The 13,861-nt window shown below is 73.6% G+C and carries 11 protein-coding genes and 1 riboswitch; of the genes, 3 read left to right on the top strand and 8 right to left on the bottom strand.

Annotated features, from left to right (window positions below):
• Positions 1-263 precede the first annotated feature (263 nt).
• Positions 264-1,247 (top strand): SCO1860 family LAETG-anchored protein, encoded by a 984-nt coding sequence (locus ACH4UK_RS00340; protein ID WP_398353854.1) that lies wholly within the window; start codon positions 264-266, stop codon positions 1,245-1,247.
• 72 nt (positions 1,248-1,319) lie between these two features.
• On the opposite strand, the gene cobC is transcribed toward ACH4UK_RS00340, so the two are convergent.
• On the bottom strand, positions 1,320-2,921 hold the full coding sequence (cobC, locus tag ACH4UK_RS00335; RefSeq protein WP_398353853.1) for an Rv2231c family pyridoxal phosphate-dependent protein CobC: 1,602 nt from the start codon (positions 2,919-2,921) through the stop codon (positions 1,320-1,322).
• 166 nt (positions 2,922-3,087) lie between these two features.
• On the opposite strand from cobC, the gene ACH4UK_RS00330 reads away from it, so the two are divergent.
• A complete protein-coding gene (locus ACH4UK_RS00330; protein ID WP_398353852.1) occupies positions 3,088-3,810 on the top strand; it encodes a ZIP family metal transporter in 723 nt (240 codons plus the stop codon).
• A gap of 55 nt (positions 3,811-3,865) precedes the next feature.
• Here ACH4UK_RS00330 and ACH4UK_RS00325 read toward each other — a convergent pair whose 3' ends face one another.
• From ACH4UK_RS00325 to ACH4UK_RS00295, 7 genes are all read right to left on the bottom strand, one after another.
• On the bottom strand, positions 3,866-5,218 hold the full coding sequence (locus ACH4UK_RS00325; RefSeq protein WP_398353851.1) for a cobyrinate a,c-diamide synthase: 1,353 nt from the start codon (positions 5,216-5,218) through the stop codon (positions 3,866-3,868).
• Complete coding sequence (gene cobO, locus ACH4UK_RS00320; RefSeq protein ID WP_398353850.1) at positions 5,212-5,811, bottom strand: cob(I)yrinic acid a,c-diamide adenosyltransferase; 600 nt, start codon at positions 5,809-5,811, stop codon at positions 5,212-5,214. Before cobO ends, ACH4UK_RS00325 begins: the two co-directional genes overlap by 7 nt.
• Positions 5,811-7,901 carry a putative cobaltochelatase gene (locus tag ACH4UK_RS00315; protein WP_398353849.1) on the bottom strand — a complete coding sequence of 697 codons (2,091 nt, stop codon included), beginning with the start codon at positions 7,899-7,901 and terminating at the stop codon, positions 5,811-5,813. Before ACH4UK_RS00315 ends, cobO begins: the two co-directional genes overlap by 1 nt.
• Complete coding sequence (locus ACH4UK_RS00310) at positions 7,898-9,679, bottom strand: cobyric acid synthase (protein ID WP_398353848.1); 1,782 nt, start codon at positions 9,677-9,679, stop codon at positions 7,898-7,900. The genes ACH4UK_RS00315 and ACH4UK_RS00310 overlap by 4 nt, the downstream gene beginning before the upstream one ends.
• A 40-nt stretch (positions 9,680-9,719) precedes the next feature.
• Positions 9,720-10,685, bottom strand: coding sequence for a cobalamin biosynthesis protein (locus tag ACH4UK_RS00305; RefSeq protein ID WP_398353847.1), 966 nt, complete (start codon positions 10,683-10,685; stop codon positions 9,720-9,722).
• Positions 10,686-10,822: 137 nt separating this feature from the next.
• A riboswitch (cobalamin riboswitch) is annotated at positions 10,823-10,955 on the bottom strand.
• 149 nt (positions 10,956-11,104) lie between these two features.
• On the bottom strand, positions 11,105-11,335 hold the full coding sequence (locus ACH4UK_RS00300; RefSeq protein ID WP_398353846.1) for a hypothetical protein: 231 nt from the start codon (positions 11,333-11,335) through the stop codon (positions 11,105-11,107).
• A 12-nt stretch (positions 11,336-11,347) separates the two neighbouring features.
• A complete protein-coding gene (locus ACH4UK_RS00295) occupies positions 11,348-12,613 on the bottom strand; it encodes an anion permease (protein WP_398353845.1) in 1,266 nt (421 codons plus the stop codon).
• A 277-nt stretch (positions 12,614-12,890) separates the two neighbouring features.
• On the opposite strand from ACH4UK_RS00295, the gene ACH4UK_RS00290 reads away from it, so the two are divergent.
• Positions 12,891-13,550, top strand: a complete 660-nt coding sequence (locus tag ACH4UK_RS00290; protein ID WP_398353844.1) for a class II aldolase/adducin family protein — start codon at positions 12,891-12,893, stop codon at positions 13,548-13,550.
• Positions 13,551-13,861 lie beyond the last annotated feature (311 nt).

The following is a 13,861-nucleotide window of genomic DNA, read 5'->3' as shown; positions in this document are numbered from 1 at the left end:
GCACCGGACATGCCCTGGCGCGATCGGCCGCCGTACGGCTCGCGCTCGGTGAAACGGGTGACAGAAGGGCACCGGAGGGAACGCGCGTGCCGAAAGATTCGAATATGCGCACGGAAACCCCCCTTTGGGGTGAACTCACGTCAGGTATCCGCCAGTTCACCCTCAGTGCGTAAAGATTCACGGAGTCGAGGCCGCCGGCACGGGCGATGTCCCCCATTGGACTGTGCCGGTGGCTCCATGTCTCTTGTGGGGGTTCCACCATCTTGAACAGCAACACCTTCCGTCTCGCTGCCCTGGCGGTCGCCGCCGCTCCCGTCGCGCTGCTTGCCGCCGTCCCCGCGCACGCAGCCCCGGCGACGCCCACCACCGGCGGCGAGGGCAGGGCGAGCGCGGTCGTGCTCCGTACCGGACTCGACGTCTCGCTCCTCAACAAGACCGTCCAGGTCCCTCTCAAGGTCACCCTCAACGAGGTGAAGGCCCCGGCCAGCGCCGAGAAGACCGCGCTCAGCGTGAACGTGGACGGAGTGGAGGGCGGCGCCCCGGTCAGCGTCCTGCGCGCCGACGTGGCCACCGCGAACGCGACCGTCGACGAGCACCGGGCCGAGGGGTACACGAACCTGGTCAAGGCCCGGATCCATGTGCCCGGACTGCCCCTGCTCTCGCTCGTCGAGGTCGAGAAGGTCACCTCCAAGGCGGTCTGCGAGACCGGCAGGAAGCCCGTCGCCGAGTCGAACGTGCTGGGCCATGTCTCGGTGCTCGGCAAGAAGGTGACCCTCACCGCGGGCGGTCCGACGCGGGTGTCGGTGCCGGGCGTCGGCGAGGTCTCCCTCGACCTCTCCAAGACGGTCACCACCGAGCGCACGGCGGCCGCGACGGCACTTCAGCTCAAGGTGTCGGTCAACCCCCTCAAGCTCAACGTCGCCGAGGTGGAGGGCGAGGTCACCCTCGCCGAGGCGACCTGCGAGACCCCCAAGAAGCCGAAGACCCCGGAGAAGCCGGGCACCACGGACGGCGGCTCCACAGGCGGCGACCAGGGCGACGGAGGCACCACCGGAGACCAGGGCAACGGCACGAGCGGCGGCGACGTGAAGCCGCAGACCGGCTCCGACACCGCCCCCACCCCACCGAACCTCGCCGAGACCGGCGGCAGCTCCACCACCCCGTACATCGCGGGCGGAGCGGCCCTGCTGCTGGCCGTCGGCGCGGGCGCCACGGTGGTGGCGCGCAGGCGCGGCAGCCAGGCCTGACCCGCCCGGCCCGAGGGGGGAACGGAGGGGCGGCGCTCGTACGACGAACGCCGCCCCTCCGCGCAGGACTCCTCAGCGCGCCGATCTCGTGGGCAGCGCCTGCACGGCCTGGTCCAGGGCCTGGAGGAATCGGTTGGTCGTGGCCCGGTCGCGGACCGCGAGCCGCAGCCACTGCGGCCCCAGCCCCGGGAACGTATCCCCGCGCCGGGCCGCGAAGCCCAGCAGCCGCAACCGCTCCCGAACCTCCGCCGCCCGCTCCAGACGCACCAGGACGAACGGCCCCCGGGCCGTCTCCACCGCCTCCACCTCGCTGAACTCGGCCAGCCCGGCGAGCAGATGGGCCCGGTCCACCGTGATCCGGTCCGCCGCCTCGGCCGCCTCCACCAGCGCCCGCGGCTCCATGCACGCCTCCGCCGCCGCCAGCGCCGGGGACGACACCGGCCACAGCGGCTGCGCCTCGGCCAGCAGCGCCACGGTCTCCGGAGCGGCCAGGACATAACCGATCCGCAGCCCGGCCAGCCCCCATGTCTTGGTCAGACTGCGCAGCACCACGAGCCCCGGGATGTCCGTCCGGTCGCACAGCGCCTCGCGCTCGCCCGGCACGACGTCCATGAACGCCTCGTCGACCACCAAGGTCCGCCCCGGTCGCGCCAGCCGCTCCAGCAGCGCCGCCGGGTGCAGCACGGACGTCGGGTTCGTCGGATTGCCGATCACCACGAGGTCCGCCTCCTCGGGCACCGCCGCCGGATCGAGCCGGAAGCCGTCCTCGGCGCGCAGCAGCACCCGCCCCACTCCGTGCCCGGCCGCCCGGAGCGCCGCCTCCGGTTCGGTGAACTGCGGATGCACCACGACCGGATACCGGGCCGGAAGCGCGCGGGCGACCAGCACGAAGGCCTCGGCCGCGCCCGCCGTCAGCAGCACCCGCTCCACCGGCAGTCCGTGCCGGCCGGCGACCGCGGCGCGGGCGGAGGACCCGTCCGGATAGGCGGCCAGCGAGGTGAGCGACGCGGCTATCCGCTCGCGCAGCCACTCCGGGGGAGTGTGGGTACGGACGTTCACGGCGAGATCGGTCAGATTCTCGCCGCGCACCTCCGCGTCGCCGTGGTGGCGCAGGTCGGGCCCGGCGCTCTCGATGTTCCGTGTGGGGGGAGTCATGGCAGCCATGGTGAACGGGCGGGAGCCCGCCGTCACCGGTGAGGTGGAAGTTTTCCTGCCGGAAACATCGAAAGTCCCGGTGACGGCCGGAAGCCGACGGGCCACCGCACAGGTCGCCGCCCCCTTGGCCGCGGCGTTCCCGCCCGGCCCGCGGGTCTTCGGCACCACCAGTTCGTCCGCCTCGATCAGCGCCGCGGCCTCCGCGACCGACGGCGTTCCCACCGCCGCGCCCACCGCGCCCGAGGGGTGCGGCACGTGGACCGCGGCCAGCGCCCCGGCCGGATGGGTCCGCACCGGCACCCCGAGGCGGGCCGCCGCCCCCACGATCCCCGGCTCGTCCCCCTTGGCCTCCACCGTCGCCACCTCCGCGACATCCGCCACGTCCAGCCCCGCCCCGCTCAACACCGCCTCGATCAGGGCGAACACCACATCGCCGGGGACGCCGCGGCGCGCGCCGATGCCGACCACCAGACTGCGGGCGCCGGACTCCGGTCCGGGGCCGACGGATGCTCCGGTCATGGGCGGAGTCCTGCCTTTCAGGTCAAACGTCTCGGTGGTACGGGGGAGAGGCGGGGCCGTTCGGTAGACGAAGCACGGACCCGGGCGGCGGGAGGCGTACGGCGGAGGCCGCCGGTAAGGACACCCTGAGATGCGCGGAGAGGGCCCGATCGGCTAGCAAGGCCCCATGGCGGTGTTCGTCGCGCTCGGCGCGTTCCTGATGACTCTGGCCGGCGGCTGGGTCGCACAACGCGTCACCGACCGCCGTCACCTGGTGCTCGGCTTCGCGGGCGGGCTGATGCTCGGCGTGGTCGGCCTCGACCTGCTGCCGGAGGCGATCGAGGCCGCGGGCGCCCCGGTGTTCGGGGTGCCGGCCGCGCTGCTGCTGTTCGTCGGCGGCTTCCTGGTGGCCCATCTGGTCGAGGGCCTGCTCGCCGTACGCCAGGTGGCACACGGGGCGAGCGGTGAACGCGTACCGCAGGTGGGGCTGACGGCGGCGGCCGCGATGGTCGCCCACAGCCTGATGGACGGCATCGCGCTCGGCGCCGCCTTCCAGGTGAGCGGAGCCATGGGCGTGGCCGTCGCGCTGGCGGTGATCAGTCATGACTTCGCCGACGGATTCAACACGTACACCCTCACCAGTCTGTACGGGAACGCCCGCCGCAGGGCGCTCCTGATGCTGTTCGCGGCTGCCGCGGCACCGGTCGTGGGCGCCGCGACGACGCTGCTGTTCACCCTTCCGGAGGAACTGCTCGGCGGCTATCTCGGCTTCTTCGGCGGAGCGCTGCTCTACCTGGCCGCTGCGGAGATCCTTCCCGAGGCGCACCACACCCATCCCGCCCGCTCCACCCTTCTCTGCACCATCGGGGGCGTGGGCTTCATCTGGCTGGTCGTGGGCATCGCCGAGTGAGCCGTGCGTACGCCCGCACGCCGCGTCACGACGGACGCGCCCCCGGGAGAGCGGCTCACCGCGCCCCGCAGTGCTCGACGAACCGCCGGGCCACCCCGGGCGACGCGGCCCAGTGGGTGTGCAGATAGCTCGCGTGCACGCCCCGCTGGACGTACCCCTCGACCCGCCGCTCCGGCTGGTGCATCCCCCAGGCCGGTGTGGTCCCCGCCGCCGGCTCCAGCACCGTGCGGTGGAACTCGTGGCCGCGCATCCGGGTCCCCGCCACCGCCAGCGCACTGTCCGAGACCGCCACCGCCTGCCGGTAGCCGAGCGTGAGCCGGTCCGACATCCGGGCCTCGGCGTCCAGCACCCCGCACATCGGCCGCCCGTCCAGCTCCCGCGCCAGATACAGCAGCCCCGCGCACTCGGCCGCCACCGGGGCGCCGCTCAGGGCCAGCTCCGTCACCGCCCGGCGCAGCGGATCGTTCGCCGACAGCTCGGGGGCGTACATCTCCGGGAACCCGCCGCCGATCACGAGCCCCGCCGTGCCGACCGGCAGCTTCTCGTCCCGCAGCGGGTCGAAGACCACGACCTCCGCACCGGCCGCCGTCAGCAACTCGGTGTGCTCCGCGTACGCGAAGGTGAACGCCGCCCCGCCCGCCACGGCGACGACGGGCCTCTCCGGTCCCGCCGCCGGGGCCGTAGGCGGCTCCCACGCCTCGTCCGGCAGCGCCGGCGAGGTCCGGGCCAGCGCCATCAGCGCGTCCAGATCGCACCCGGCGCGCACCCGCTCGCCCATCGCCGCCACGGCGTCCACCGCGTCGCCCTGCCGCTCGGCCACCGGGACCAGACCCAGATGACGCGAGGGCGTGGCCACCTCCGGGGCCCGGCGCAGCACGCCGAGCACCGGCAGGCCCGACTCGTCCAACGCGTCCCGCAGGAGCGCCTCGTGCCGGTCGGACGCCACCTTGTTCAGGATCACCCCGCCGATCCGCACCTGCGGGTCCCAGGAGGCGAAGCCGTGCACCAGGGCCGCCACCGACCGGGACTGCGACGAGGCGTCCACCACCAGCACCACGGGGGCCTTGAGCAGCTTCGCGACCTGCGCGGTCGACGCCAGCTCCCCCTGCCCCGAGGCGCCGTCGTACAGTCCCATCACGCCCTCGACCACGGCGAGGTCGCACCCGGCGGACCCGTGCGCGAACAGCGGGGCGATGAGATCCGTCCCGCACATGTACGCGTCGAGGTTGCGGCCGGGACGCCCCGTCGCCAGCGAGTGGTAGCCCGGGTCGATGTAGTCCGGGCCCACCTTGTGCGGCGAGACGGCGAGCCCGCGCGAGGCGAAGGCGGCCATCAGGCCGGTGGCGACGGTGGTCTTGCCGCTGTTGGAGGCCGGAGCGGCGATGACCAGGCGAGGGACGTTCACCACTCGATGCCCCTCTGTCCCTTCTGCCCCGCGTCCATCGGGTGCTTGACCTTCGACATGTCGGTCACCAGGTCGGCCGCCTCGACGAGCCTGTCGGGCGCGTTGCGGCCGGTGATCACCACATGCTGGGTGCCGGGCCGGTTCCGCATCACCTCGACGACCTCGTCGGTGTCGATCCAGCCCCAGTGCATCGGATAGGCGAACTCATCGAGCACGTACAGCTTGTACGTCTCGGCCGCCAGGTCGCGCTTGACCTGCTCCCAGCCCTCGCGGGCCTTCTCCTCGTTGTCGAGCTGACCGTCGCGCTGGACCCAGGACCAGCCCTCGCCCATCTTGTGCCAGTCGACGGTGCCGCCCTCGCCGCTCGCGCCCAGTACCTTCAGCGCCTTCTCCTCGCCGACCTTCCACTTCGCCGACTTCACGAACTGGAACACCCCGATCGGCCAGCCCTGGTTCCAGGCCCGCAGTGCGAGCCCGAACGCCGCTGTCGACTTGCCCTTCCCGATGCCCGTGTGGACGAACAGGAGCGGGCGGTTGCGCCGCTGACGGGTGGTGAGCCCGTCGTCCGGCACCGATGTCGGCTGTCCCTGTGGCATTAAGCGGCCCTCCCGGTTGCGGTGACATTCTTGACGAGCCCGGCGATCGAGTCGGCCCGCAGCTCGTCGAGCGTGACGGCGGTGCCTCCCAGTTCCCGGGCGAGTTCCCCGGCGAGACCGAGGCGTACGTACCCCGACTCGCAGTCCACGACGACCGAGGCCGTCCCCTCGGAGCGGTGCAGCCGGCCGGCCCGTCCCGCGAGCGCCACCGGCTCGGGACCGCCGGTCGCCCGGCCGTCCGTCACCACGACGAGCAGCGGCCGCCGCGAGGGATCGCGCAGCCGCTCCACCCGCAGCACGTCATGGGCCTTGAGCAGCCCGGCGGCGAGCGGGGTGCGCCCCCCGGTGGGCAGCGACTCCAGACGGGAAGCCGCCGCGTCCACGGAGGAGGTCGGCGGCAGCGCCACCTGCGCCTCCTTGCCCCGGAAGGTGACCAGGCCGACCTTGTCCCGCCGCTGGTAGGCGTCGAGCAGCAGCGACAGCACGGCCCCCTTGACCGCGCTCATCCGCTGCCGGGCCGCCATCGACCCGGAGGCGTCCACGACGAACAGCACGAGGTTGCCCTCCCGCCCCTCCCGGGTCGCCTGCCGCAGATCGTCCCGGCGCACCACGAGCCCGCGCCCGGAACGCCCGCGCGCCCGCTGGTGCGGGGCGGCGGCCTGCACGGTGGCGGCCAGATGCAGCTTGGTCAGCGCACCCTGCGGCCGACGCGCGCCGGTCGTACGCCCGTGCTCGGTACGGGCCCGGGAGCGCCGCCCGGCAGCCCCCTCGCCCAGCCCCGGCACGCTGAGCATCTTCGTACGGAACGGCTCGGCGGACGCCACCGGCTGCTGCTCGGCCCCGGCGGACCGGCCGGGCGCGTCGGGTCCGTCCTCGGGGGCCCCGGACGGCGTGTCGCCGCCCTCCGAGGCCGGCGGAGTGCGGTCGCCATCGGCCTGCGGCGGCACGCCACCGCCCCCACCACCGCCGTCGTCGTTCCCACCCCCATCGGGATCGGGATCAGGATCAGGATCAGGATCGGGATCGGGATCAGGATCGGGATCGCCGTCGTTCGACCCCCCGTCGCTCCGCCCCTGGTCCCCGGCGGCCTCGTCCAGGGTCTGGTCCAGCTTGTCCTCGTCCAGGCCCGGCGCGTCGAAGGGGTTACGGCGACGCCGGTGGGGGAGCGCCAGCAGCGCGGCCTGCCGGACATCGTCGGCGGTGACCTCCTCGCGCCCCGCCCAGGCGGCGAGCGCGGTGCCGGTACGCGCCATCACGATGTCGGCCCGCATCCCGTCGACCTCGAACGCGGCGCAGGTCGCGGCGATCTGCCGCAACACGCCGTCGCCCAGCACGACACGGGGCAGCAGGACACGCGCGGCGGCGATGCGCTCCCGCAGAGCGGACTCCTCCTCGGCCCAGCGCGCGGCGAATCCCTCGGGGTCGTCGTCGTAGGCGAGCCTGCGCCGCACGACCTCCACCCGCTCGTCGGTCTCCCGGGACGCGGCTACCTCGACGGTCAGCCCGAACCGGTCCAGCAACTGCGGCCGCAGCTCGCCCTCTTCCGGGTTCATCGTCCCGACCAGCAGGAACCGCGCCGCATGCCGTACGGAGACACCCTCGCGCTCGACGTACGAGGCGCCCATGGCCGCCGCGTCCAGCAGCAGGTCCACCAGGTGGTCGTGGAGCAGGTTGACCTCGTCGACGTAGAGGATCCCGCGGTGCGCGTCGGCCAGCAGCCCCGGCTCGAACGCCTTCACGCCCTCCGAGAGCGCCCGCTCGATGTCCAGCGCCCCCACGAGCCGGTCCTCGGACGCGCCGACGGGCAACTCCACGGTCCGCGCGGCCCGCGACACCCCGCCCGTCACCGCGTGCGGCCCGTCGGGACACGCCGGGTCGGGGGAGACCGGGTCACAGGAGAACCGGCACCCCGGCACGACCGGAACCTCGGGCACGAGCGCGGCCAGCGCGCGGACGGCGGTGGACTTGGCGGTCCCCTTCTCCCCCCGCACGAGCACCCCGCCGACAGCCGGACTGACCGCGTTCAGCAACAACCCGAGCCGCAGGTCGTCCTGCCCGACGATCGCGGTGAAGGGATACGGCGTACTCACTTGGCCTCCTGGGCGACATGAACATCAGCTTCTGGGTGTCCGCCCACATCAAGCCCTTGGGGCGTCGCGTCAGCGGACCGTCCCGTCTCAAGCCCCCCGTCCCTTGACCCGGCGGACCCGGCGAAATCAAGCCCCTGGGGCGTCGCGCCAGCGGACCGGCCCGTCTCAAGCCCCTCGTCCGTTGACTCAGCGGACCCGGCGAATTCAAGCCCTTGGGGCGTCGCGTCAGCGCCCCGGCTGCCCGCCGCACCAGCGCCCACCCCCGCCACCGCGGACGGCGCCCCCGGCGGCACGAACGGCAACCCCCCCGGCGCACCCCCCTCGATCAACCGCCACAACCCCTCCGTGTCCGCGTGCTCCTCCACCAGATCCCCCAGCCGATCCAGCTGCTCCTCCCGCAGCACCCCGAAACTCGTGTCCGGCGCCGGCACGAACCGCCGCCCCGCGGCGCGGGCCACCTCCACCAGGAACCGCCGCCGGAACCCGTCGCTCTCCAGCGACCCGTGCCAGTGCGTCCCCCACACCGCCCCCACCCGGCACCCGTCGAGGAACGGCTCCCCGCCCCGCACATCGGCCACCCCGTGGTGGATCTCATACCCCTCCACCGGCTCGCCCAGCGCCGAACCGACCGGCCGCGCCAGCGTCTTGGCCCGGTCGAAGCGCACCCGCACCGGCAGCAACCCGAGCCCGTCCACGACCCCGGCCCGCGACTCCACCTCGTCCTCGATCCGCTCACCGAGCACCTGGAACCCGCCGCAGATCCCCAGCACCGGCCGGCCCTCCGCCGCCCGCCGTGCCAGCGCGTCCGCGAGCCCCCGCTCCCGCAGCCAGGCCAGCGCCTTCACCGTGCCGCGCGTCCCGGGCACGATCACCAGGTCCGCGTCGGCCAGCTCCTCCGCCCGGTCCACGAACCGCACGACGACGCCCGGTTCGGCGGCCAGCGCGTCCACGTCCGTGAAGTTCGACATCAGCGGGACCGCGCAGACCGCCACCCGCAGGACGTCCTCACCTTGCGGGGGAGCCACGACCGACTCCCGCACCGCACCCCGCAGGGACACCCGCAGGCCGTCCTCCTCGTCGATGCCGAGCCCGTGGGCGTACGGCAGCACCCCGTATGTCCGCCGCCCGGTCAGCCCGTACAGCATGTCCAGGCCCGGCTCCAGCAGCGAGACATCGCCCCGGAACTTGTTCACCAGATAGCCCGCGACCAGCGACTGGTCCTCGGGACTCAGCAGCGCCGTGGTCCCGAAGAACGACGCGAAGACCCCGCCCCGGTCGATGTCCCCGACCACCAGTACGGGAAACCGCGCGGCGCGCGCGATCCCCATGTTCACGATGTCGGTGCGCCGCAGATTGATCTCGGCGGGGGACCCGGCCCCCTCACAGATCACCGCGTCGTACGTGGCCCGCAGCTGCTCCAGACAGTCCGTCACCGTCCCGAGCAGCGCCTCCTGACGCCCCCCGTGATACCCCCGGGCGCTCATCTCGCCGACCGGCTTCCCCATCAGGACCACCTGGCTGGACCGGTCGCTGCCGGGTTTCAGCAGCACCGGGTTCATCAGGGCCGTCGGTTCCACCCGGGCGGCCTGCGCCTGCATCGCCTGGGCCCGCCCGATCTCCGCGCCCTCCCGGGTCACGAAGGAGTTCAGGGACATGTTCTGGGCCTTGAACGGCGCGACCTTCACGCCCCGGCGCACCAGCCACCGGCAGATGCCCGCCGTGACGACGCTCTTGCCCGCGTCCGATGTGGTCCCCGCGACCAGCAGCCCGCCGCTCATGCCCGCTCCCGTTCCCGTACCGCGCTCCGTGCCGGACCGTTCATGACCGCCCCCGCTTCCGCCCCGTGGCCAGCCGCCCCGCGACCGTCCGGCCCGCCACGCACACACCGAGGGCCAGGACGCTCACCCGGCGCGACAGCCGTACCGCGCGCTCGATGTCCGTGCTCCGTACGTCCCGCCCGGCCGCCCCGTTGAGCACCGGCCGGTGCTCGACGCGCCCCGCGTACGCCAGCGTTCCGCCCAGCCGTACGCCGAGCGCCCCCGCGAACGCGGCCTCCACCGGCCCCGCGTTCGGGCTCGGGTGACGTTCCGCGTCGGCCTTCCAGGCGCGGGCGGCCTCCCGGGGCCGCCCGCCCGCCGCCACGGCCAGCGCGGCCGTCAGCCGGGCGCCGGGCCACCCCGCGAGGTCGTCCAGGCGGGCCGAGGCCCAGCCGTAACGGCGGTAGCGGGGCGACTTGTGGCCGACCATCGCGTCGAGCGTGTTCACGGCCCGGAATCCGACGAGCCCCGGCACTCCGCCGATCGCGCCCCACACCAGCGCGCCGACGACGGCGTCCGAGGTGTTCTCGGCGACGGACTCGACGACCGCGCGGGCGATCCCGGGACCGTCCAGGGAGTGCGGATCGCGCCCGCACAGATGCGGCAGCCGCTGCCGGGCCGCCGCCAGGTCCCCGGCCACCAGCGCACCGCCGACGGCGCGGGCCTCCCGGCCCAGCGACGTACCGCCGACGACGGACCAGGCGGTGGCGGCGGTCAGCGCGACGGCGAGCGCGGGGCGTCCCCGGACGGCGCGGGCCGCCAGCGCGGCGGCCCCCACGGCGCCTCCGGCGCACACGAGGGTGTGCAGGGCGCCCGCGCCCCGGTCGTCACGCCACAGGAGCGACTCGGCCCGCGCGGCGGCGCGGCCGAAGCCGGCGACGGGGTGGCCGCGCCGGGGGTCGCCGAGCAGTGCGTCGGCGATCAGCCCGGCCGTGGCGCCGTACGCGAAGATGCGGTCGGCACGCACGGCTCAGCCCGTCGTGGGAGAGGGCGTTCCGGCACCGGGGCCTGTTCGGGGGGTCAGGGAAGGCGGCGCAGGGCGGCCGGGCATGGTGTAGGTCCTCACTCAGGGTCCGCGCCCTGGTTCGACGTGACCGGCGACGAGAGTCTCCTGGCTTCCGGATCCGCAGTTCCCCCGGCCTTCCAGCCCGCGTATCGCGGGCCGTGACGTCCGGTGTGGGGGAGTGCTCCCCGGTGACAGTGGCGGGACCGCGCCGGATTCGCACCGGCTTCCTCTGCTGTCGCCGTAAATGGCTCCGGCAGTCCACCACGCTGCGAGAACAGCCGTCAACTTGCTGTTGACCTACGGGGCTCCACTGTGCGCAGACGCACATCGGGCCGGACACACGAGGTGTGTCCGGCCCGAGGGAGTGCGGGGATACGGGGTCAGGCGACGATCAGATAGATCCCGTACGAGACGGCCGCCAGGCACAGCGCGAAGCAGGCGTACGCGCCGGTGCGCGCCAGCGCGACCGATCCGCCGGAGGCGCTGCTTCCGGCCGTGGCGGACTGCTTGGAGAGGGCGACGATGCCCACGGTGAAGAGGCCGACCAGCGCGATGGTGACCACGAGACTGACACCGAAGACGGAGGCGAGAGCTGCCCAGTCGATTTTCATGCGGATCTGTCCTTACACCTTGGCCGGCGGCCGGGCCGGGTCGTCGGGCGCCGAGGCCGGGGCCGGGATGGTGGTCATGAGGTCGGAGGCCGGACCGCCGACGGGCGGCGGCGACACCGCGGCGATGGCGGTGGTGACGATGCCCTGGGGCTCGTCGTCACCGCCGGCCGTGTCGTTGACGTTGTTGTGGTCGACCGGCTGCCGGCGCGAGGCCAGCCAGATCGCGAAGGAGCCGCCCACCAGCAGGATCGCGGTGACGGTGATGCCCCAGGTGCCCTGCTTGGTCAGGAACTCGGCGCCCGCGCCGACCAGACCCGCGGCCGGCAGCGTCAGACCCCAGGCGATGAACATCCGGGTGGCGGTCGACCAGCGGACCACGCCCCCCTTGCGGCCGAGGCCCGCGCCCATCACGGCGCCGGAGCAGGACTGCGTGGTGGAGAGCGAGAAGCCGAGGTGCGAGGAGGCCAGGATGACGGTCGCCGCACTGGTCTGGGCGGCGAAGCCCTGCGGCGGCTTGAGCTCGGTCAGGCCGCTGCCCATGGTGCGGATGATGCGCCAGCCGCCGAGGTAGGTGCCGAGCGCGATGGCGATGCCGGCGGAGACGATGACCCACAGCGGCGGGTTGGAGCCGGGGGCGAGGACGCCGCCGGTGACCAGGGCCAGGGTGATGATGCCCATCGTCTTCTGGGCGTCGTTGGTGCCGTGGGCGAGCGAGACGAGACCGGCGGAGGCGATCTGTCCGGCCCGGTAGCCCTTGGCCGTCGACTTCAGCTGGTTCTCGTCGGTGACCTTCCGGTTGATCCGGTACGTCAGCCGCGTGGCCAGCATCGCGGCGAGCCCGGCCACCAGCGGGGCGGCGATCGCCGGGAGCAGCACCTTGGTGACGACGGTGCCGCCGTTGATCGAGGACCAGCCGGCCGACATGACCGCGGCGCCGATCAGACCGCCGAACAGGGCGTGGGAGGAACTGGAGGGCAGTCCGACCAGCCAGGTCAGGAGATTCCACAGGATGGCGCCGACGAGCGCCGCGAAGATGACCTCGGTTCTGAGACCGTCCTCATTGACGATCCCGCCGGAGATCGTCTTGGCGACCTCCACCGACAGGAACGCGCCGATCAGGTTGAGAACGGCGGACATCGCCACCGCTGTCTTGGGCTTCAGGGCGCCGGTCGAGATGGTGGTAGCCATCGCGTTGGCGGTGTCGTGGAAACCGTTCGTGAAATCGAACACGAGAGCTGTTACGACCACAATCGCAAGCAGCAGCGTGATGTGTTCCATTTACCCAGGCAATCGTTCGACGGCAGTGGCTCGTGGACCGTAGGCAACCTGAGTGAACGGAAGATGAACTGGGCAGGGCGTTGCGGTGACCCCAAGCGGAGTGACCTCCTTCCGCTTGTGTGCGGGAGAGGCCGCGCGATGCTCGTGGGGTGCGGCGTGGACTGCCCTTTGCCGCCCGTTGGCGAACATTTTGACCGGCCGTTCGGCACCCGGAAGAGATCCCCGTCACTCCCTGTGTGACGTTCCGGTTGCGCGCCTTCACACCTACGCTCGCCCCATGAGCGAGCAGCACCCGGAATCTGTCGGAGAGACCTGGCGGGACGTCGTCGCGACGGCCCGCCGCAGCGCGGCCGACGGCCTGGTCGTCGGCACCTCGGGCAATGTGTCGGCCCGCGTCGGCGACCTGGTTCTGGTGACGCCCAGCGGGGTGCCCTACGACCGGCTCGGACCCCATGACGCGGTCGGCGTCGACCTGGACGGCCGCCAGGTGCTCGGAGACCTCCGGCCCACCAGCGAACTCCCGCTCCACCTGGCGGTCTACCGCCGCACCGACGCCGCCGCCGTGGTCCACACCCACGCGGTGCACGCCACCGCCGTCTCCACCCTCGTCACCGAGGTGCCGCTGGTCCACTACGCGGCGGCCGTTCTCGGCGGCCCCGTCCGCACCGCCGCCTACGCCCGCTACGGCACCCCGGAACTGGCCGAGTCCATGCTCGGGGCCCTCCGGGGCCGCACCGGCTGCCTGCTCGCCAACCACGGCACCGTCACCTACGGCGACACGCTCGACCAGGCCTACGAGCGCACCGCCCAACTGGAGTGGCTGTGCCGCCTCTGGCTCACCGCGAGCTCCGTGCCCGGCCGCACCCCGGCCCTGCTCGACGCGGCCCAGCTGGACGAAGTGACCGAAGCGCTCAAGGGATACGGCCAGCCCGGCTGACCGTGCGCCCGCACATCGCCGCTCCGGGCTCCCCAACCGCTCCCGGCTCCCCAGCCGCGCCCGGAACCGCCGGACCGAGCCCCGGGGCCCCGGCTCCCGGCCCTGGATCCCGGCTCCCGGCTCCCGGCCCCGGCTCCCGGCCCTGGATCCCGGCTCCCGGCTCCCGGCCCCGGCTCCCGGCCCTGGATCCCGGCTCCCGGCTCCCGGCCCCGGCTCCCAGCTTCCGGCCCCGGGCCCGTGGCCCCGCCCCCTCCGCCCCGGACGGCCCCCGCCCACTGGCCGTCCGTCTCCCGCCCCACGACACTGAAGCG

Source organism: Streptomyces sp. NPDC020884, assembly GCF_044333935.1.
Taxonomy (GTDB): Bacteria; Actinomycetota; Actinomycetes; order Streptomycetales; family Streptomycetaceae; genus Streptomyces.
The sequence above is the reverse complement of the archived record's forward strand: the minus strand, read 5'-3'. Positions and strand labels throughout refer to the sequence as shown.